This window comes from Bacillus cereus group sp. BfR-BA-01311 (genome assembly GCF_022664295.1).
GTDB classification, from domain to species: Bacteria; Bacillota; Bacilli; order Bacillales; family Bacillaceae_G; genus Bacillus_A; species Bacillus_A cereus.
In genome coordinates this window covers 17,835-39,756 of record NZ_JAKUHC010000004.1, presented here as the reverse complement: position 1 = coordinate 39,756, position 21,922 = coordinate 17,835, and the positions used below count along the sequence as shown (strand labels likewise).

Here is a 21,922-nt window from a genome sequence, read left to right as displayed (position 1 = left end):
ATCCCTACTTTTCAATTTTTAAATGTGTATGTTTCTTATTGGATTTCGCCAAACCAATTGTAAGTGGCAATCCAAGTACTAAGAAAACGATGACATCGGAAATTGTTGCTCCTAATACTTGGATAACAATTTTGTCAAATGGTTCTCCCATCACAATAATATCGAATGCCCCAGCAAATATAATAGCGATGACAATACCAACTAGCCCAGTAATTGCTAAATAAGAAATATCCCCCTTGTTAAACGACCCGTTTTTCACACTAAAGCCAACTCTTTTTTGAATAAGCCCCATTGAAAAACCAATAATACCTGAACTAATAACCCAGCCCCACCAAATACCCCAGCCAGCAATCGTATCTGTTACGGTATGACCGATAAGTCCGATTAACAGTCCTGCCACTGGACCAAATAATGCTCCAAAAACAGTTAATATAGCTAATGCTGGTTTAATAAATGTATTCGGTGCAATAGAAAATCCCCAAAGTCCTAATATCCCGTATAATGCTGCTCCAATACCGATTGCTACTACTAACTTTGTTGATAATTTGTTCATGACAATTCCCCTCTCGTATTAGTCAACTTTTATTACTCTATATTTAATTTAAAAATGAATTATGCATCGACACTCCCTTTCTATACAACAAAAAAATGACCTCTTACATAAGAGGTCACTTTCTTTCACGTTCAAGAATCCTCTTATCTTTCAAAAAACACATCGTGTCCTCTGCGGAATTAGCACCTTCCTATAAAATTGCATAGGGGTTGCTGAGGTTTCTTAGGGCCGTTCCCTCCACCTCTCTGGATAAGTATTAATTTGTAATTCGTATTATGGCACTAAAGAATGTAAATTTCAACACTTTTCTCACTATTTTTATTTTTTATTAAACAGTGCATTTAAATCATTGTATTCTTATCGGAATTATGAAATAATAAATTCAAAATCGTTTCGGGAGGAATGCATTATGAAAGTTATTGGTTTGATTGGAGGATTAAGTTGGGAATCTACATCATTATACTATAAACATATTAATACACTTACACTCTCTCAATACGATCAAAATGCAAAGTTAGTTTTATATAGTATGGACTTTGGTGAAGTAACTACTTTATTACAAAACCATCAATATGAAGAAGTGAAAAATGAACTAGTTACAGTTGCAAAGAAAGTTGAAAAATCTGGGGCTGAATGTTTATTAATGTGTTCAAATACTGTACATCTATTTGCTGAGGAGGTAGAACAAGCAATATCTATCCCGCTTCTTCACATTGGTGATGTAAGTGCTAAAAAAATGGTAGAACAGAATATAAAACGTATCGGACTATTAGGAACAAAACAAACGATGGAGCAAGATTTCTATAAATCACGATTAGCGAAATATAACATTGAGACAATTATCCCAAATGATGAGGAAAGAACTTTTATCCACCATGTCATATTAGATGAATTAAGTAGAGGGATCATTTCAGAAACATCTAAAGAAAGGTTATTACAAATTACAAAATCATTAATTCAAAACGGCGCTGAAGGTATATTATTAGGCTGCACTGAAATACCTTTACTCATCTCCCAAAATGATCTTACTGTTCCCGTTTTTGATACTGCTTTTTTACATGCAAATACTGCTGTACAATTTGCTGGATAAGAATACACAAGCATAAAGGTGAGAACCTCTATGCTTGTATACAGTTACGACTATTTATCCCGCTATTTGCAGGCAGTAAAGCCCCACCAATTAAAGTTTTACTTTATTTAAAAGAGATTCAATAACTGCAATGGCTTCTTTTGAACCACCACATTCTAAAAAGCTATCATTAAGTTTTCTTATACCATGTTTATACTTTTCATTTGAAAGTACATCTGTTACGGCCTCTTTTAAAGAGTACACATTAACATGTTCTTTCAATAGTCTATGTGCTGCTTCCAGTTCAGTTAATCTTTGCGCTATCATAGGCTGATCTTTATCATGCGGTATTATTACAAATGGGACATTATAATGAATGGCATCGTGTACACTATTCATACCGCCATGTGTAATAAAAACATCTGCTTCATTTAATATTTCTGATTGAGGTACGTATGGAGCAATTATAAAATTATCTGGTGCTTCCTTAATTTTAGAAATATCATTTCTATCACCAATTGCCATTACAACTATCCCATCAAAATCTGAAAAAGTATCAATACAAGTATTAAAGAATGGTTCGAGTCCTTCAAGCAGTGTTCCCATTGAAATATAAATAACTTTCTTTTCTTTAAGTAATTCCAGTGGAAACTTTATATTTGTTTTACGCTTTGAAATACTCGGTCCAATAAAAATGTTATTTTCCCCGAACGATTCGCTATTAGGTTGGAAATAACGACTTGTGTATACGAGACAAACATCACCCTTATTATTCATAAATTGAAGATTATTCTTTGGTTTTACTCCAAATTTATGTTCCATCTGATTTAGTAATTTTTCAGAGATTTCCTCTGGTTGAAATGGCATATCTGCATTTGGATGAAAAGGTAATGTCTTCAAAAATTCTGGCGGAATTAAAAATATAGGTGAGGACACTACACCTGGAACTTGTAAATATTCCTTTACTAACTCTCCTGCGCCAAATATATCATAAATTACGAAATCAAAATTTATACTTTCATATAATTGTTTCGTAATTTCTAATATATATAAAGAAGTTTGAACATGCACATGAAAGAAAGCATTTAACCCAGATGAGGTTTCAGCATCAATAGAAATCTCTTTTAATAGATCCGGATGAGTATGTACAGTAGCTCCTAAATCTTCAATTCTATCCTTAAAGTTTGCCGTTGTAATATAATGTACGTTATCCCCTCGTTCAGTAAAGGCTTTTACTAAATTTAATGTAGGGTTTACATGCCCCTCTGCTGGAAAATTAACTACTAAAATATTTAGCACTTATTCCTCACTCCTTACATTTCACTGTTTTAATTAAGCATACTGTTATTTGTACAAGTAATCTTCCCCTAATAGTCCTAATATGCTTGCTACATTATATTGATAAATAATTTTCAGTCATCAACATAAAAAAAGCATCTACCTATGTAGATGCCTAACCGTGATAAGGAGTGTTCTGTGAGGTTAGAACAAGCGTTTCTGCTTGTCCTATGCTATCAATATATGATTTATTTTATAAAATGTGAATCGTTAATAGAATTATTTTATCCATTTTATATGATCAAATGGATAAAATACCATTTCTACTTTACCTATTATATTTGATTCATCAATAAGTCCAAGTGTATTCCTACTATCTTTACTATGATTACGATTATCACCTAACACAAATAATTTATGCGTAGGAACTTTTATTTCTCTAAAATTTGAAAAACGATTGGATACTTGTGACATATCTAAATGTATATACGACTCATCACGCTTTTTACCGTTAATAAATACCTCATCCTCTTTTAGTTGTATGTTATCCCCCGATAATCCAATAATTCGTTTCACATAGTAAGTAGGCGCGTCTTCTTTTTTTATAATGACAACATCTCCATGATGAAAAGACGATAAACAGACGTTTACCTTATTAACAAGTATATAATCTTTTTCATTCAAAGTAGGTTGCATCGAAATTCCTTCTACCATACAAAATAAAAAGGACTTATTAATAAAAATAACCCCTATTATAATGAATATGTAGCCACATATGTTCCTCCAATATTTTAGAATAAACAGCTTCATATATACCTCATTTCTAATCTATTCCCAGATAAAAACGCCTCTAGTTTACAGGAATGCTAGAGACGTTTCGTACATTTTAATTCTCTTTAGAGGCATCTGTTTTTGGCGCTTCACCAGTTAATCTCTTATTTTTCAAATCAAAATAAGCATCTAAAACTTCTTTTCCAATATCGGAGTTAATGCCCGATTTATCATTTTCAACCCATGGTACTACAACAGAAAATGCTACTTCTGGATCATCATATGGCGCATATCCAGCCAATGTTAAGTTATAACATTCTCTACGATCACCTTTCGCATTTCGCCCAATTTCATTTTCTCCACCATATACAGTTTGTGCGGTCCCTGTTTTACCAGCTGGTTTATATGGTGCTTTTTGGAATGCTCTTACTCCCGTTCCATCTCCCTCTTGAAATACTTTTCTAAATCCTTCTTTTACTTGATTAATATATTCTTGTTTCATATCGATTCTATTTAAAACAACGGGTTCTATTGATTGTACTACTTTACCAACCTCATCTTTTTGAACGGTTTGTTCTCTAATCTCTTGAACAATTTGTGGTTTCATTCGATACCCTCCATTTGCGATAGTCGAAATATATTGTGCAAGCTGAAGTGGTGTATACGTATCATATTGTCCAATAGAATAATCTAATAAGAAACCAGGCTGATTATCTTTTCTTCCAATTTGCCCTGCGGTTTCATTTGGTAAATCAATACCAGTTTGTACGCCTAGTCCAAATTGCCTGAAATAATACCTCATTTTATCAAAATATTCTTGTTTAATATCTAGTGAACTATTTTTCACATAACCCACGCCAGCAATTTTTAATGCTATATTAAACATATAAACGTTTGAAGAAACTTGTAACGCTCTTAGATCGTCTATATCACCAAAATTTTTCCAAGACTTCTTTTCCTTAGTTCCTTTAAATTTCATAGGTGCATCATAAAAATGTGTTCCAGGAGTTATTGCATTTGTTTCAAACCCTGTTAACACTGTCGCACCTTTAACCGTTGATCCAAGCTCATATGAACTTGTCAGCGTGCCTAAAGCATAATCTTCAACTTCCATTTTCCCGTCTTTTTCTACAAGCCTTTTCCCAGCCATTGATAATACTTGGCCATTTTTCGGATTCATCATCACTACGAAAGCACGGTCTAACATTGATTCTGATCCTTTATATTGTTTTAATATTTTTTCTATGCTCTCCTCTACTTTTTTTTGCAATTCCATATCTATTGTTAAAGTTAAATTTTTACCGCTTTTCCCTTCCGAAACCGTTTCCGTTCTAATAGTATTTCCTTGTTTATCAGCAATGCTTCTTACTTCTTTTTTTGTACCATGAAGTACATCTTCGTATTGCTGTTCGATATAACTTTTGCCGACCCTATCATTTCGGCTATAATCACGCACTAAATAATAATCTAATCGTTCACGTGGCAATCCTTCATCAGCATTTGAAACGTTACCAAGGACAGAACGGAATAATCCATCATTTACATAGATTCTCTCCCAATCAACTGATGCGTCTACTCCTGGAAGGTTCGCTAAATTTTCACTAATCACCGCATATTCCTGTTCACTAACGTCCTTTTTAATAATTTGAGGTGCCATTTGAAAACCTGAGGTCATTTTACTTTTAATAGCTAACACTTCTATATCTTTAGCCGTTAGTTCTTGAAGATTTTTATCTGTAACGCGTTTCCTTTTTAAATCTTCTATTTTTTTGTCTAGCTCTTTTCCGGTAATATCCTTATCTCGGAACTTATCTATTTCTGTTTTTGATACTAAGTCTTGAGCAAGTTCTGGATTTAATTGCATCCAAAAGTCTTTCTTATCAGTCTCAGTTAACTTATCTATATCTTCTTGTGGCATTTCAATAATATCTGCAAGTTGTCTTGCTGATTTTAATATTTCTTCTTGTTTTACACCTTTCACCTTTGTATATGTAATCGTACGTAAAGACTTATTATCAACTACTGGATTTCCTTCACGATCAAATATTTTCCCACGTGGTACAGAAAGGCCCACGGTTGCATTTTCTCTCTTTTCTACTTCATTTTTATATGTTTCTCCATCAAAAATTTGCACTTTCCCTAACTGAATAATAATGCCAGAAAATAATAAAAATACACAAAGGAATAAAATATTTAACCGGAGAGGTACTACTCTACCACTTTTCTTCTCTTGCTTTTTCACCTTGTCATAATCTCCTCCTTACAATATTTCAAATAATAATCACATTTCTATATTAAAAGTAATGTACAATTTCTATACATTGCTTTGTACAAATATTAATATAATGTTTAAAACTTAATAGAAATTAAAACAAAGGTAAAGAAAAGGTAAAGTTTACTAAATTAAATATAAAAAATACCCAATAACAAAAAGCTTAGTTTTCACTAATCGCTTTGTTATTGGGTATTAATTGATTTAAGAATTACTACTAGTGCGTATTGCTATACATTTGTCGTCACAATTAGAAAGAGATTGTTTACTTAGTACTTTCGGTAAGTAAATAGTTACTGTTGTCCCGACACCAACCTCGCTCATGATACTAATTGTCCCTTGATGACTTTCAATAATTTTATAACTTAACATTAATCCAATACCAGTCCCTTTTTCTTTCGTACTATAAAAAGGTTCACCTAATCTCTTAATTCTTTCTTCAGGTATTCCTATTCCTTCATCTATTACATGAATGATGACACCATCATCATTTATTTCTTTTATGTGAATTGAAATTTCCCCACCATTTGGCATAGCTTCGATTGAATTTTGCAAAATATTAATAAATACTTGTTTCAATTGATTTTCTGAGCATTCAATAATTATATCTTTGTCATCCGTAAATAGTTCAACTTGAATATTTGTCATAATTGCTTTTGTATTCATTAACGATACGACATTTTTAAAAATTTGATAAATATTTTTCTTTTCTGTATTTATCTCATCTGTTTTAGCAATTGCCAGAAATTCTTGCAGGATCGCTTCTATCCTTTCAATTTCAGAGAGCATAATATCAAAATATTTTTCTTGATCTTCTTTATTAATTTGAAATAACTGTATAAAACCTTTAATTACAGTTAAAGGATTTCTTACTTCATGAGCCACGCCAGCTGCTAATTGACCAATTGCTGCAAGCGTATCTGATTTATTTAGCAATTCTTCTGTCTTTTTTCGCTCTGTAATGTCGCGTACAATAATCATAATTTTATCATGTAATAATGGTAAGCACCTAGCCTCAAAGAAATCAATACTTCCATTAAGTGTGAGTGGATATTCTACAATTACATTCGTTCCTTTTTCCTTCACTTGATTAATGGCTTCCTGAAACTGCTGTGCTACTGACGTTGGTAATACTTCATAAAACTTTTTTCCCATAAAAGTTTCTGCGGGTACGTAAAACCTTGTAGGAGATCCTGCCTTGTAATCTATAATTGTGCCATCATCTTCTGTTAAGAAACATAAATCTGGTAAAGCTTTAAAAATTAATTCCAGTTCAGATGTTTGTTGTTTTAACTGCTCTTCTATCGCTTTTAAATGTGTAATATCTACACCAACAGCCCAATAACTATATCCTGTTACAGGAAACTGTTCTGATATATTCGACCACATTATTGTTTTGATTTCACCATTTTTACATGTTAAGTGCATTTCCCAATCTCTGAAATTTTTTCCACAAGTTAAAAATTTCTTTTGTATTTGATGGCGATAATTATGATCAGGATACAATAATTGCAGTGCATTGGGATTTCCAATTATTTCTTCAGCGGTATAACCTGTTACAATTTCGCATTCTCGATTCCACAAAACAAAATCTCCATTATAATCAAGCGCATCGACCATAACAGGCATGTTTTGTAAAATCGTATGTAGTTCCTCTTCTTTCCGAGAAAGCAACGTTGTATTTTTACTTTGAAATACTTTTATTGCACCATCTAAAATTAAACTTGAGAGCATTTCAAAGTATTTTTGACAACTGAAAATTTCACTTTTTTTGGACCATACAACAAAAGATCCTAAATGTTGATTGTATAAGAAAATGGGGATTTCAATCTTTGGAAGTTTACTCTTTTTTATCTCATTCATTCCGAATGAAAAAACACACTCTTTTTCAGCATCAAGAAGTTGATGTGATATGTTAGTTAATTTATAAAATTGTTCTGCCATGGTTTCTATTGTACTCACATCAATAAGTTCCATTAGCCGCGAATTCATTCCTTTTTCACCTCAATATGTAAAATTAATACAAATCTAAAATTCATACTTCTCCATTATACGAAGAAAGCTAGTGTAGGTATATAGCTGTAGAATAATTATTCGAACAAATTTTATTTTTCAATTAAAACAAGAAAAGAATATATATACTGAATATACCTTTAATTAGTATATATTTCATTGATTCCTCACTTATTATCTAGATAACTTGAATTCCTTCTTACATTCACTGAATTTTTACTCGAGAGTCATACACGTTACTAATAGCGGTATAAACATGTAATAAGTATAAAGTTCATAAAATATTCACAATTTTTATGAAAAATATAAACATTTATTCCAATATATTCTATATAATAAAATGTAATAAGGCTTCTATGAATCTCATAGAATACCTTACCCCTAATAAAAAAGAAAAAAGAATCCAAATGGATTCTTTTTTCTTTTTTATTTACATTACATATTTATATAAAGCATGTGCCACACCATGTTCTTCATTTGATAACGTTTCGTATTTACACATTGCTTTTATTTCTTCTACTGCATTCCCCATTGCAATTGATATGTTCGCTTTTTCCATCATAGAAACATCGTTTAGGCCATCACCTATCGCTACAGTATTTTCAACCGGAATATTAAGATGTTCTGCTAAAGTATATAATCCATTCCCTTTTTGAGCATCTCGATGATTAATCTCTAAATTGTGCCAATATGAAGATGTAATTGCTAAATCTGTATTATGAAGAAATGTTTCTTTTAGTTTTTTTAATTTCTCAATATCATAAGAAAATGGTAATAGTTTATGCACATGTATATCTGTTTCTACAATTGGTTTACAACTTTCCGCACTATGAAACGCTGTATGCTCAAGATATAATGCTGCGATTGTTTCTAACTCTTTCAAGTCGAAATTTTCTTTTGAATTCTTCACATACTCAATTTCATTACGTACACTCTCTACTCCATAATCCGGTACATACACACCTTTATCAGTATAAAGCTGATAATATAAACCATTCTCTTCAAGATATTCTACAATTTCAAGTGCCTGCATATTTTGAATTGGATATCTCTTCATCATTTTTTTATCTTTATATATAAGAGCCCCATTTTCCGCAATGATTGGACACTCTAAATTAACTTCTAACAATAATCGCTCAATGTCAACAATAGAACGTCCTGTACAAATTGCTACAACATGGCCAGCTTCTTGACATGTTCGAATTGCTTCTGCATTTTCTTTACTTATCATTTTATTCCCCGAAAGAAGAGTTCCATCTAAATCAATTGCGATTAATTTCATTATTTCTTCACCACTTTCTATAAATACACGAGTTCTAATTAATTATTAGGTATCGTTTTCATACAATCCTCGTGAGGTACTTCTTATTTATAATTTATGAAAAGCGTTTCAGGTCAAGAAATAATTAAAAATAAAATCCAAAGCTTTTCTTTTTAAAAAAGCTTTGGATTTTAAACTATGAATTATAACTAATGTATTTTGTCTCACACATGTACACATTTTTTTCTTCAGTTGGGATATATACTTTAAACTTTTCTAGCCGTTTTCCATAGACATGAATCGTAATAACGCTTTCATTTTTACTAATTTCAAGAATATGACAATCCGCTGGTGGAATTACTTTATCTGTTTCTCCTTCTCCCAAATAAAGATTTCCTGTATGTGTTAAATAAACAAGTGAATTTCCAAGTTGTTTCGTTTGTATAAAGTTCTTCACCATAATCCTTCCTGAAAAAACGCCTTCTACTCCCCATGTGCCGTCATGGTCATGTAAAGGTGTAGATTGTCCATCTTTCCATACGAGAGCTAGTACTTCAAAACGTTTGAGCGGATCTTCATACAATAAATGTCGTGCATATTGAGTCAAATTGGCCTTCTGTTTATCTAACGGAAGCCATGTTTTCTTTTCTAAAAGTTCTTCTAGTAACTTTTCAATGCCACACACTATTTCTTCTTCAAATAAACCGTTTTCCATAAGATTTGTAACACCTTTAATAAACTTTTGAAATGATTTACTTCCATTACAAGTCAACATAAGAATCCTCCTCTACGTTTTATACAATTCCATATTAAGGTAATTGCCGAAAACTCACAATTGAGAAACAAAAAAACAAGATGCAAATGTATGCACCTTGTTAAGATTTTTATTTGGCTTTCAATCGAATAGGTAAGTATTTTAATGTTTGTTCATTTTCCAATATACATTTTTCTAAACAGAAAGATGGAGATAGCTCTATTTTTTCAAAAGCATTTATAAAGGTAGTTAATGCAATCTCAGCTTCTAAACGTGCAAGTGGTGCTCCTAAGCAAAAGTGAGGACCTTTCCCAAAGGTTAAATGCTTTTCATTTCCTGTTCGATGTACATTAAATTGAGAGGCTTGTGAAAATTTTTTCTCATCTAAATTCGCTGCACTAACCCACGCAACAATCATCTGATTCTTTTTCATGAAAGGACCAAATATATTTGTATCCTCTGTAATCCTCCGGGCCAATGTAACAGGAAAGCGATAGCGTAATACTTCCTCAATCGCTTTTAAAATTAAGTTAGGTTCTTTTCTTAACTCTTCATAAATTCCAGGTGAATCTACTAAAAAGCAATAAAAGCTATTAATAATTAAATTTGTAGTGGTTTCATTCCCAGCCGCTAGTAAACCTAATGAAAAGGTTACAATTTCTTCATCGGTTAATCTTTCGTCTTCATATTCAGCTCGAATTAAATCAGAAATGATATCATCGGTTAAATGATATCTCTTTTCCTGAACAATCGGTAGAAGGTATGCTTTGAATTCATGTAATGCTATCCCTTTCTCGGCATCCAGATCATTAAACTTTTCTTTACTATACGGCATAAATAAAATATCAGACCATTCTTTCATTTTTTTACGATCTGTTGTTGGGACTCCTAATAAATCGGAAATAACGGTAACAGGTAAAGGTGCAGCAAACTGTTCAACGATATTAACTTCACTACATTTTTCGATATGTTGTACAAGTTCATCTGCGATAGCCTGTATTCGAGGTTTCCACTGTTCTAAACTTCTTGGAGTAAATGCCTTAGAAACAATGGAACGTACATTGCGATGTTCTGGTGGATCTGTAGAGTTTATATTTATTCTAGTTTCTAAAGGAGGGATTGAGAATTGTCTGCGCTCCCTTCTACTTGAAAATAAGCGATAATCTGATAAAACACGATTTACATCATCATATAAAAAAACATTCCATACATCCTGCTCTTCATCATAATGAACTGGGTGATTATCCCTCATCAAACGATACCATTCATATGGATTCCATAATTCTTCTTTTGTTTTCAGCTTTGAAATTTCATGAACTAAAATAACATTTTCAGGTGAAGCCATAGTTCTTTCCTCCCTTTTCTTTTACAATAAAAGTGATAGGTCGGCAGTCCAAAGTTGTATAAACTATCATATGTTATTTTAACATATACCAAAGGGGATTTTTCATTAGAGAACTTGAGAAATATATAAGGGGGATTTTTATGTACGTTGACATTTTACTACTAGCAGAATTAACGACAGGACCAAAACATGGATATGAAATTAAAAAAAATGTTCAAAATCGTTTAGGTGAAAATTTCGAATTAAATCACAACATGCTTTATCCTGCCCTTCGGCGCTTTGAAAATATGGGTGCTATAACGAAAAAAATACATAAACAAGTCGGAAAACCAAACCGAAATATGTACGATATAACAGAAACAGGAGAAGAAATTTTTTCTGAAATGTTACGAGAGTTTCCCGAAAAACTTGCGACAAACAATACAGAATTTCTTGTTCGTATTGCGCTATTTGAAAAACTTGACTATGAGGATAGAAAAGAGATTTTGACTGTACGTCAAAACGTACTATATAATCAGCTTACTGCTATTCAGTCTCTAGATGTTACCTCATCTTTTATTACTGAAGTCATTGAATTTAGTAAATCACGAATTGAACATGAATTGAGTTGGATTACATCACTTATGAAAAAAATATGAAAAAATAACAAGAAAAGTTAAAAACAATGAATGAAAATGATATTTATTATCAATACTATAATTAATAAAAGGGCAACCACGATTTGGCTACCCTTCAAACATTTATACTTCTGGATCGAAAGTTTTGCAATCTGTTTCTTCCGTTGTAGATGCATGTTTACCTTTATGACTTACTACGTAAATTGCCTCTGCACTACATTTATTACCGTTCGCCCAAAATTTACAGTTATTTACTTCACATAAAACGTCTTGTGCCATAGTATCACACCTCCTTGTTCTATTATCATTAACAAAATTCGGAGGTATGATACTCTTTGTCATGCATTTTTTATTCCCTTTTTAGCTTTCTTAATGGTTCAATATCTCCTCGTACAATCACATCTATATTTTCAGTTATTTTTTCAATGTCAAAATGCCACCATTGAATTTGTAATAATTCTTCTATTATTTCATTTGAAAATCTCTCTTTTATTTTATTTGCTGGATTTCCACCAACAATTGTATATGGTGCGACGTCTCTAGTCACAACAGATTTAGCTGCAATGATTGCACCATCTCCTATTTTTATTCCGGGCATAATAGTTGTGTCCATACCAATCCAAACGTCATTTCCTATAACTGTATCGCCTTTGTAAGGTAAATCAGACAAACTAGGTGTATACTTCTCCCACCCATTTCCAAAGATATTAAATGGATATGCCGAAAATCCATCCATCCGATGATTCGCTCCGTTCATAATAAAGTTAACTCCAGATGCAATACAACAAAACTTTCCAATAGTAAGGCGATCCCCAAGAAATTCATAATGATGTAATACTCGATTTTCAAATGTTTCTCCATCTTTCGCATCATAATAAGAATAGTCACCAACAAGTATATTAGGTTTTGTTATTGTATTTTTTATAAATTGAACGTTTTGATTTCCTTCAATAGGGTATTTAATATTTGGATTAGGATTCATTTTGTACAGCACTTCCTTTACCACTTATTTCACTTTCTACCGCTATTACTGGCTTTAAATTGTATATAGGTAAAATAAACAATAATCCAATTATAAAAAGTAAAGCCGTCCCTTCATACATCATACTTAATGAAAACATCTCTTTTAATGAGCCAGCTATACTCATCGTTACTACCATTGAACCGGTAAATAGCGGACTTAAAATACCATTTACACGACCTATAAAATCGGTATCGCTATTTTGAATAATAAGCGTATTAATACCAATTTGGATACAAGGAAGAGCTAAGCCACTAAAAAGCTGAGCTGTAAGTGTCACCCATAAATTTGTAGAATATCCTATAATGCCAATACCAATTGCTTGACCAAGCATACCGATAATTAACATCTTTTGCGGAGCAACGTTTTTCGCAAATACCATTGCTAATGCTCCGCCAACAATCATTCCCGCACCATTTACTGTTAGTAGCCACTGTAAACTCTCTTTTGATAATCCTAGCTGCTCAGTCACAATAAATATACCTAATGGTTGAATTAATCCTATACCTAGTCCTGCAGCCATAAAGCAAAGCCCTAGCAAAGTTAATGCTTTTTTCTTTTTGACATACTTAATACCATCCTTCATCTCCTGCAGCAGAGTGATATCTTTCTTTTCTACGTCGTTTTCAAGATCTTTCGGAAGAAATAACAATACAACTGCCGCAAGTAAAAACGAGATACCTGTTATGATGATTGAAATATAAATTCCAAAACTATGAAAGATAAATGTCCCTAGAATTGGTCCTAATACCATAAATATTGCAAATATCGTTTGATATATAGACATCGCTAATTGAATTTGTTCCGTTGATAAATGTTGTTTAAACAACTTCATTCCAGATGGTTGTGAAAACTGTGAAAGGATTGCAGAGATGAGTGTCACAAAAAACACAATTTTCCACGTTCCAAACATAAGCGTAATTAATACAGCGAATACTGAAATGGAACTTAACGTTTCACACCATATCATTGTCTTCTTTGGCTTCCACCTATCAGCAAAGGTACCGCCAATAAATGAAAAAATAAAAATTGGAGCGAATTCAGCAACTGAAATCATAGAAATAGCAAAAGCATCACCTTTTGTCATTTCCATTACATATAGTAATACCGCAAAGTTTCGAACCCATATTCCTATTTGTAAAAATAATGCTGATGCTAAAATCCCTTGTACAAACCGATTTTTTAATACTTGTGATACCCCATTGTTTTGTTTCGTTACTACATTTGTCGACATAAAAAAGCCTCCTATTTCATGTTCTGAACAGGAGGCAGCACAAATCATATAAAAAGACTATATATTCGCAGAGCGAAATACATCCCTTTTCTATAAATGTACAGACTAACCCTATTCAGAAGAATATTTCGTTTTTTAACGAAGATCTCTTACAAATAGAATTAGTTGATCATTGGGATGTCTTCACCCTTCCGTTTCGAATTTAAATAACACATACATACTCTATGTAAATCATTTTCGATGTATGCATGTCTCCTTTTAACTATTCTAGAAAGTTAAAGGTAATTCCTCTAAAGAACGCATTAAATAGTTACCTTGCCATTTAATTTCTTCACGATTCCCTTTTATTTGTAGTTCAGGCATTCGATTAAACAAAGTAGTAATAGCAATCTTTGCTTCTAACCTCGCAAGTGGGGCGCCTAAGCAGAAATGACTACCATGACCAAAGGCAATATGACGATTATTTTCCCGAGTAATCTCGAATACATCTGGGTTTTCAAATACAGTTTCATCACGGTTTGCAGAAGCTAAGGCAATGACAACCATATCTCCTTTTTCGATTGTTCGGTCGTGAATTTGAAATGGCTCCGCTGCCCATCTTGAAGTTGTAACCTCAACTGGAGAATAATATCGTAATCCTTCCTCAATAGCAGCATCAATTAATTTTGGGTTTTCTTTTAATAACTGTAATTGATTTGGATTTTCAAGAAGTGCTAATACCGTATTTGTAATTAAATTCACTGTCGTCTCGTGTCCTGCTACAATTAATAGCATTATCATTGAATATAATTCCCGAGCGCTAAGTTTATGCCCTTCACTCTCTGCAAGTATTAAAGCACTCACCAAGTCTTCTTTTGGCTCTTTTCTTTTAATATCAACTAAATAATGAAGATATGTAATAAAGTCAGATAGTTGCTTTTCAGTTTCTCTTATTTCTTCTGGTGTTTCTGGATAAGCAATGACAGCATGAGACCAAATTCTAAATTTCGCTTGATCTTCTTTTGGAATACCGAGCATTTCACTTATTACAATGATAGGTAAAGGGAACGAATAATCATCAACAAGATTTAATGAACCCTTTCGCTCGACTTCATTTAACAAACCATCTGCAATATCCTGTATTCTTCCTTCCAATTGCGTGATCATCTTCGGTGTAAAAACTTTTTGTACGAGTGATCGTAGACGATTATGGTTAGGTGGATCTGAATTTAACATATGAGTAGTTAAATAATCACTATTGTCAACTGTAAGAAACACATTCAATGCATCTTGAGGAAATATATTGGCTGGATCTTTTTTTAAGCGACTGTCTTTTAAAAGCGGCAAGGCATCTTCATATCTTGTGACAAGCCATTCCGCTCCTAGTTCAGTTTTATTCACAAATAAGATAGGTTGCATTTTTCTAGATTCTTTATAAATTTCATACGCATCTTCTTTAAATTGAGCTGAAGCTAAATTAATGCCATCCTCTATTTTTAGTCCAACTTTGTTTTTCATTGACATTGTATTCCCTCACTCTCATTTGTTTTTGAAAACCAACCCAACATATGCATTATACTCTAATAAAAACGTGAAAATTGTAAATTTTTAATCGAAATCTTACTTCGTATATTGAAAAATAAAAAAGTGAGAGAGTAAAATCGTTTCACTCTCTCACTTCTCTTTATGCGAAGCACATAAAATTACTAATTTGTTGATAGCGATAACTTACTTTACGACGACGACCACCTTGCCACGTGTAACCTGACACTCCATTTCTTCTCACTTCAGTCGGGAAGAACCATAAATCCCTTCCGAAAGGACCAGGACGATGTAAGCGTAAATAGCCCCATCTTCCTAGACAGTTACACATCCATGATTTCATATTACCTGGTTGTGCCGGAGAAGCAAATGTAGACGGTAACGACGGCGCTTGTGACGGTGGTGGTGACGTTGGAGCATCTTCCGCATCATCTGGTCTGTAATCTTCTTGTTCAATATCTCTTACTTCATTTGTAGGTTCATACCCGTAGTTTTGTGGATTGTAATACATCGCTTGATCATATGGATAATTTTGTTGGTTATACATATTAACAAATCACCTTCTTTTCATTCATTACCTTTACCATTCATATGTGATATGCCCTCGCTGGGAAGCTTGTGTATAGCCCAAATTCAACTTAAAAAGCTCGTATTATTAAAAATACGAGCCTTTCAAAAATAGAATGTGTTTATTATTTCCTTAACTTCACACTATAAAAACGCATTTCATCTAACGTACCTTCAAATTCAAATACTTCTTGTTTAATTAATTGTTTCAAGCGATATTCTAAGAAAGTATCTCCAACCAATTGTTCAACAAGACCAAGTGCTTCACCAATTACTCTAGGAGCTTTGAGGAACTCTCGATCAGCACCCACACTTTTCGCGCATTCAATTATAAATTGATCAAAATAATCTTCTTGTACAGAATGCACTTCATTTTCTTTCCACACTCTTAAACATTCTATGCTTTCCGATAATTTATCCCACTCATGTTCAAACTTCATTCGCTTCTCTTCAGTTAAATAAGGTAACTTTATAAAACTTTTTTGGAATAGAGCTAAACTTTCAGGTGGTAATTCTCCCGTTCCACGAATATCATACTCTTGTTTTAATATTTCTCTACTTGCTTCAGACGTATTAATAACTCGAATGTTTTTCTTATCCTTTAATTGTGCTATTACAAAACTTAGGCCTACATGTTCATGTGCATTATCAGCCTTCCAAATTGTAATAGGCGTTTCAACAGGAATAGTATGTAGTTCTTCTATAGTTGCTATAAATCTTGATAAATATTCTTCTTCAAAATAACTATCATAAGCAGTTAAGTTATTTATTAACCACTTCTGTCTTGCTAGTTGCCCCTCATTCGTATGCAACCTATATATCGGTCCAATTGAAAAGAATTCCGAAAAAGCAACAACACTCTCTTCAAATAATTCTTCTTGACTTAACATATATTTTAAGCAACCAACCGTTGAATCATCAAAAGCAATATGTACGTGCGTACTTTCTTTTACATTCCTTTTATAAGTAGGATTACTCGTTAATTGTTTCGGAATATCCATCAAATTTTTAATTGTATCTTCACTATAGTTTTCTTCTAATAAGTTTAACTGTATGAGAATACTTTGAAGTAAATCTTTAGCCTCATCTTCGTACATATCCTCTACAGCATTTTTAATTTTATCTATCACACAAATCCCTCTATTCATTTCAAAAATAACGTAGACTATAGTGTATCATTTTAGTGTAGTTCTTTAAAGTCAAATTCAGATTGCTACAGCAATCTGGATTTTCAACAAAAGCTCTCCTTATATTTTTGAATTGCTAAATATTTTACTTTGAAAATCTTTGTATCTAAATGTATAATTATATAAAAACAAAAATATAGGAGCTATATTTATGGATAAAGTACTTACAAATTATAAACATTACTTAAAAAATTGGAGATTTATATTTATTTGCATACTACCTGCTATTGCCTTATTCGTTACTTTCGATGTCATCTTTGAACTACTGTTTCATCAAAATTTCTACTTATCTAACTTAATTTCTGCTATCATATTATTTTTAATATTTATTAACGTTAAAGATAAATTTAACATTAAAGGCTAAAAAACACTATTTCAAAATAGCCCTTTATTATTACATCCTACTATAAAATAAGGCTCATAGTAGATTTTCATAAAAAATAAGAGCACCCTGCAATTGGCTGCTCTTATGTGATTAGAGGTTTTTTCTGAGTATTAAGTAGGACACGAAGATCTTGTCCTACTACATAATATATGCTTGTACTTATTATTTCGTGCATGTATTAAGCACCATGTTCAGGTACTTAATATATGCATAGTCATTGCTAAAAAATCTACTCAAATATTCACTGTACAATTTCATATTTATAAATTAAAAAACATCCTCAATGGATGTTTTTTATCTAACGATTTTAAGCTTCCATAAACTTAGCCGGTACACCAATTTTTTCAACTACAGAAGATATATTAGTAGGATTAATCATTACATTTTCAATACATACTAATTTATTTTCTAATATCCCATTCTCTGTAGTAATAAGTTCTTTAAACCGATCTAAAGTCATTGAGAATTTATGTTCACTTCCACCATTCATACTAACTTTTACATACTTCATAGTGTCACCGCCTTTCATAATAATTTACATTTCGACAAGAAGGCGCTTACATCCATTTTATTTACTCTTAGATTTCTCACGTTTACATATATGTTGAGAAAAGAAACTACTATTATTTACTCACAAAATTATTGCTAATAAGAAAGATAAAGATAAAAATGCACAAAGTGGAATATATAAACTGGTATCCATTCTTGCAAAGTGCGTATCTTTTTGTCGTTTAAAGATACCAAAATAGTTAAACTCACCAATCACTCTAATAGAAAAGACAATCATACAAATCCAGGAACCGACTTGAATAATAACATTAGGAACTGCAAAATGAACAATATTTGCTTGTTGCAACAAAATTATTGCTGCCATACTTAATAATAATGCAATGAACAATGTCATTCCGGCGCGAGGTGTAAACGCCTTTTCCCCTGATTTAGTTGGAATAACACTATTTGTCCCCCAATTACCTCCGAAAGCCCAATATACATGTAAAAAGCTAACTAAGAATAATATACAAGCAGATATATATGTAATGATAAGCATTTTATCCTCCCCTTATTTTAGTTCCTATCTATAAAATATGCTATTCCCCTCCGCAATAGCAACCTTCATTTCATTACATAAAAAAACCGTAATGATTTATCAATATTAAGATAAGTCATTACGGGGTTATTAAACTTCATTATGCATTATACCTATTTCTTCGGCGTTCCATCCTTGTTTGACCTTGAACTGCATTTTCTTTGTATGGATCTATTTGCTCTGTCATTTCATATGTTGCAACTGGTTCTTCGTACTTATACTCATGGATCTTTTCTGGCATTTTACTTTTAGATTCTTTCCCACCAAACTTAAATAGTTTCATCTTTAATTTCGGCAATCTTGGAAGTCGAATCTTAATTGATAATCTTTTGCGTTTCTTTTTTGGTCCAAGTAGATTTATATTTTCTTGATTATCTTTCTCTTTGCGGTGAATGAACATCGCAAGTAATCCTCCTAATACAAGTCCTCCAATTAATAGTAATATATATACATAATGGCTTGTCATTAAACTCGTTATGCGTTCAAGTATGACTAACGACTGTACTTCTTTTATATCCCATAGTAAAGCGGCCCATAATGAGAATAAGCCCAAAGTAAGTCCATATGTACGAAAACGGAATAAACATGGAATTAACGCGACACATGCAGCAATTTTCGCATTTGCTATGATTGAACTTGTTGAAATATCCTGATGCCAAATAACTAACAGTAATGTTATAAATGGCGCATACGCTATCCAGCTGCATATACGTGAATACATCTTTTTAGCAAAATAACTACCGAAACTAGTAAAAAATAAAAGCCCTCCAATATATATAGATTGTTCTAGAGGGATTTGCTTTGTAAGTCCTGCAATTGGAAAGAGGCCGCTCAATAGCATTAAGAGCACATCTAATTTCTTCACAATTCCCCATTCCTTTCAATTTTTTTCAATTAATAAAAATCTTTTTCCATATGATATAGTTTTTGTATTTCTAAAAAACATATTAATCCTGTCTGCACATAAAGTAAATATGTAAACGAAAAGATACTTGACAAAGGATATCCTTATTTACATAAAAAAATGACAAATCCTGATCGATATAACGAGCAGGATTTGTTTACTAGTATTTAAAGTAGAGTAATTGAATCTTTCTTTTCTACCTTTACTACATCTACATCCAATTCATCATCAAATTCTTTAAACTCTCTTGCATCTATGTCAGTAATATAAGTCTTCATTACTTTTTCCATATGTACGGAATATGTCATGTGTACATTCTTTTTCGAAAGCATACTAGAATTACAGCACATGTAATGTATCATTTTAGCGATATAATCCCTTTCTACAGGTTTTACACCCAATGGTAAAATTTCAAGTATATATCGCTGAAAAATCCCACTACAATTAAGTGAATATTCACCAGTGCTATAATACATCCCTTTTTGATCTGCATATAAGCCAATGCTATCTAGAGCATCATCAGATTCTATTACACCGTAACTTGGTACATCAAAACCTGTATTTATTCTAATAATATTTAAATTTGGAACCTTTAACACCTCTGGAACAATATCAGGTAAAATATCTATATTAATTTCTTTATTTTGTAACTCTTTTATCCAATATTTTCTCAAATTTGCATCTACAATGAAGTAAACTTGTTCATTTTGGTCTTTTGCATATTGTACAATTTCCATTAATGTTTCGAAAACATATTGTTTAAAAAGAGCCCCCATATCATTTCTCTTTGATGGTTGTGGTAAAAATGCATTATGTTTATTTATATTTAATAATACGTAATCAATCGTTTGCCACTCTGTACTCCCATATAATTTATATAAAATTTCTTTTCCTTTTATTTTTGAAAAAATAGGTAAGAAATCGAATTTCGATATTCGTTCAATTGATAAACTAACATATGTACAAGGTAAATTTATCTTATTCCAACTACGCCTCAAAAATCCTTTTTGTTCTAATAGACTAAAAATACTATTTACAATTGTTTTACGAGATACATTTTGTCCTATAAATAAATTAATAAATGTTGAAATACGGTTTGTTCGTGCAAATCCCTCTCTAATGATTTGTTTTGGATCAATTTTTTCGCGTCCATCACAATTCTTCATCGCGATTAATGCTAATGTCGCATCACTGCGCTTACCCGCGGTAGTATAGACAGCTTTCTTAACATCATCTACAAGATTTGTTTTATATTTTTGGCAATATTGCATTTTATATGGATTTTGTAACACCTTTTCAATATTGTATCTCACAATCTTTAATAACACTGGAAAATCTGTATTCAATACATACGAATTTTCACCAACTTTAGTCAAAACAATTTCGCTATCAAGTAATGCTTGTTCTATTTCCAGCGCTATATTTTCAGACCAAACTTCTAATGTTAATGTCTCTAATCCTTTTGGTGCAAATAAAGGAAATAATTCATTTTTGTTATTTGTTGCTACCTTTTTACATTCTGGAAGTATTGTGAAATAAGAGAATTTACGCTGAAATTCTTTAAATAAATACTCTCTTTCCTTTACTGTTATACCCGGTTCTATTTTAGTACCTTGAACTTTATAAATTCTCTCATTGTATGGAAATAACACCCTTTTATTTTCTCCTACAATATAATCTTTCGGATATTGGAGAATATGGTCTAAATCCACCTCTCCCCCTATTTGAAAATCATCTTTTAAATTTCTAAATATCTTAATCCATTTCATGCCGGTTGTAGCTTGTTGTATTTTTAGTTTTACAAACCGTATTTTTTTATTATTTGACGCAAACTCTGAGGTAGAAATCAATATCATGCCTCGTTTTCGTCTTAAAAGTAAAGGAATATCTGGATGATTATATTCTTGATATTATGGTTATCTTCATAAGTATTGTGAATTTGTGATAAACGTTAGGATAATCCTATTTTTCTAAGTGACATATCAGCGATATTTTATATCTATTCTGTAAAAGTGTTAGCAAGTTCGTTTGCAAACTTGTTAGCACTTTTTTATTTGATTAAACCAATGATTATTTACCACTT

Annotated in this window: 21 protein-coding genes and 1 riboswitch; of the genes, 3 read left to right on the top strand and 18 right to left on the bottom strand. The window is 32.0% G+C overall.

Annotated features, from left to right (window positions below):
• Positions 1–4: 4 nt before the first annotated feature.
• Positions 5–553 (bottom strand): ECF-type riboflavin transporter substrate-binding protein, encoded by a 549-nt coding sequence (locus tag MR136_RS10780; RefSeq protein WP_001038210.1) that lies wholly within the window; start codon positions 551–553, stop codon positions 5–7.
• Positions 554–693: 140 nt separating this feature from the next.
• Positions 694–809: riboswitch (SAM riboswitch) on the bottom strand.
• A gap of 153 nt (positions 810–962) precedes the next feature.
• Between MR136_RS10780 and MR136_RS10775 the strand changes: the two genes are divergently transcribed.
• Positions 963–1,643, top strand: a complete 681-nt coding sequence (locus MR136_RS10775) for an aspartate/glutamate racemase family protein (RefSeq protein WP_000864400.1) — start codon at positions 963–965, stop codon at positions 1,641–1,643.
• Between the two features lie 90 nt (positions 1,644–1,733).
• Here MR136_RS10775 and MR136_RS10770 read toward each other — a convergent pair whose 3' ends face one another.
• From MR136_RS10770 to MR136_RS10740, 7 genes are all read right to left on the bottom strand, one after another.
• Entirely contained in the window at positions 1,734–2,921 is a 1,188-nt protein-coding gene (locus tag MR136_RS10770; RefSeq protein WP_098584578.1) for a macrolide family glycosyltransferase, read from the bottom strand.
• A gap of 258 nt (positions 2,922–3,179) precedes the next feature.
• Complete coding sequence (gene lepB / locus MR136_RS10765) at positions 3,180–3,710, bottom strand: signal peptidase I (protein WP_000765190.1); 531 nt, start codon at positions 3,708–3,710, stop codon at positions 3,180–3,182.
• 76 nt (positions 3,711–3,786) lie between these two features.
• On the bottom strand, positions 3,787–5,913 hold the full coding sequence (locus MR136_RS10760; RefSeq protein WP_000743775.1) for a peptidoglycan D,D-transpeptidase FtsI family protein: 2,127 nt from the start codon (positions 5,911–5,913) through the stop codon (positions 3,787–3,789).
• 234 nt (positions 5,914–6,147) lie between these two features.
• Positions 6,148–7,935 carry a PAS domain-containing sensor histidine kinase gene (locus MR136_RS10755; protein ID WP_078421653.1) on the bottom strand — a complete coding sequence of 596 codons (1,788 nt, stop codon included), beginning with the start codon at positions 7,933–7,935 and terminating at the stop codon, positions 6,148–6,150.
• 451 nt (positions 7,936–8,386) lie between these two features.
• Positions 8,387–9,238, bottom strand: a complete 852-nt coding sequence (locus MR136_RS10750; protein ID WP_000766393.1) for a Cof-type HAD-IIB family hydrolase — start codon at positions 9,236–9,238, stop codon at positions 8,387–8,389.
• 175 nt (positions 9,239–9,413) lie between these two features.
• On the bottom strand, positions 9,414–9,992 hold the full coding sequence (locus MR136_RS10745; protein WP_000954442.1) for a cysteine dioxygenase family protein: 579 nt from the start codon (positions 9,990–9,992) through the stop codon (positions 9,414–9,416).
• 109 nt (positions 9,993–10,101) lie between these two features.
• On the bottom strand, positions 10,102–11,316 hold the full coding sequence (locus MR136_RS10740) for a cytochrome P450 (RefSeq protein WP_078421450.1): 1,215 nt from the start codon (positions 11,314–11,316) through the stop codon (positions 10,102–10,104).
• A 140-nt stretch (positions 11,317–11,456) separates the two neighbouring features.
• Between MR136_RS10740 and MR136_RS10735 the strand changes: the two genes are divergently transcribed.
• Complete coding sequence (locus MR136_RS10735; RefSeq protein WP_000289127.1) at positions 11,457–11,954, top strand: PadR family transcriptional regulator; 498 nt, start codon at positions 11,457–11,459, stop codon at positions 11,952–11,954.
• Positions 11,955–12,056: 102 nt separating this feature from the next.
• Here MR136_RS10735 and MR136_RS10730 read toward each other — a convergent pair whose 3' ends face one another.
• The 6 genes from MR136_RS10730 to MR136_RS10705 all read right to left on the bottom strand — a co-directional run bounded on the left by MR136_RS10730 (position 12,057) and on the right by MR136_RS10705 (position 17,406).
• Positions 12,057–12,212, bottom strand: coding sequence for a DUF1540 domain-containing protein (locus MR136_RS10730; protein ID WP_000046095.1), 156 nt, complete (start codon positions 12,210–12,212; stop codon positions 12,057–12,059).
• Positions 12,213–12,282: 70 nt separating this feature from the next.
• Positions 12,283–12,915, bottom strand: a complete 633-nt coding sequence (locus tag MR136_RS10725; protein ID WP_001069204.1) for a Vat family streptogramin A O-acetyltransferase — start codon at positions 12,913–12,915, stop codon at positions 12,283–12,285.
• Positions 12,905–14,188: an MFS transporter gene (locus MR136_RS10720; RefSeq protein WP_000106396.1), complete on the bottom strand. Its 1,284-nt coding sequence runs from the start codon at positions 14,186–14,188 to the stop codon at positions 12,905–12,907. Before MR136_RS10720 ends, MR136_RS10725 begins: the two co-directional genes overlap by 11 nt.
• Positions 14,189–14,455: 267 nt before the next feature.
• Positions 14,456–15,691, bottom strand: a complete 1,236-nt coding sequence (gene cypA / locus MR136_RS10715; RefSeq protein WP_000062092.1) for a cytochrome P450 — start codon at positions 15,689–15,691, stop codon at positions 14,456–14,458.
• A 160-nt stretch (positions 15,692–15,851) separates the two neighbouring features.
• Positions 15,852–16,256 (bottom strand): hypothetical protein, encoded by a 405-nt coding sequence (locus tag MR136_RS10710; protein ID WP_000282687.1) that lies wholly within the window; start codon positions 16,254–16,256, stop codon positions 15,852–15,854.
• A gap of 145 nt (positions 16,257–16,401) precedes the next feature.
• A complete protein-coding gene (locus tag MR136_RS10705; RefSeq protein WP_078421451.1) occupies positions 16,402–17,406 on the bottom strand; it encodes a DUF1835 domain-containing protein in 1,005 nt (334 codons plus the stop codon).
• A gap of 208 nt (positions 17,407–17,614) precedes the next feature.
• Here MR136_RS10705 and MR136_RS10700 point away from each other — a divergent pair, with 208 nt between their 5' ends.
• Complete coding sequence (locus tag MR136_RS10700; RefSeq protein WP_000362068.1) at positions 17,615–17,827, top strand: hypothetical protein; 213 nt, start codon at positions 17,615–17,617, stop codon at positions 17,825–17,827.
• A 328-nt stretch (positions 17,828–18,155) separates the two neighbouring features.
• Here MR136_RS10700 and MR136_RS10695 read toward each other — a convergent pair whose 3' ends face one another.
• The 4 genes from MR136_RS10695 to MR136_RS10680 form a co-directional block, all read right to left on the bottom strand.
• The gene (locus MR136_RS10695) at positions 18,156–18,359 is read right to left on the bottom strand and encodes a hypothetical protein (RefSeq protein WP_000878372.1); all 204 of its coding nucleotides are present in this window, start codon (positions 18,357–18,359) and stop codon (positions 18,156–18,158) included.
• A gap of 120 nt (positions 18,360–18,479) precedes the next feature.
• Positions 18,480–18,896: a DUF3995 domain-containing protein gene (locus MR136_RS10690; protein ID WP_000905572.1), complete on the bottom strand. Its 417-nt coding sequence runs from the start codon at positions 18,894–18,896 to the stop codon at positions 18,480–18,482.
• Positions 18,897–19,035: 139 nt separating this feature from the next.
• Entirely contained in the window at positions 19,036–19,800 is a 765-nt protein-coding gene (locus tag MR136_RS10685; RefSeq protein WP_000732187.1) for a DUF3959 family protein, read from the bottom strand.
• Positions 19,801–20,006: 206 nt separating this feature from the next.
• On the bottom strand, positions 20,007–21,689 hold the full coding sequence (locus MR136_RS10680) for an RNaseH domain-containing protein (RefSeq protein WP_000626130.1): 1,683 nt from the start codon (positions 21,687–21,689) through the stop codon (positions 20,007–20,009).
• Positions 21,690–21,922 lie beyond the last annotated feature (233 nt).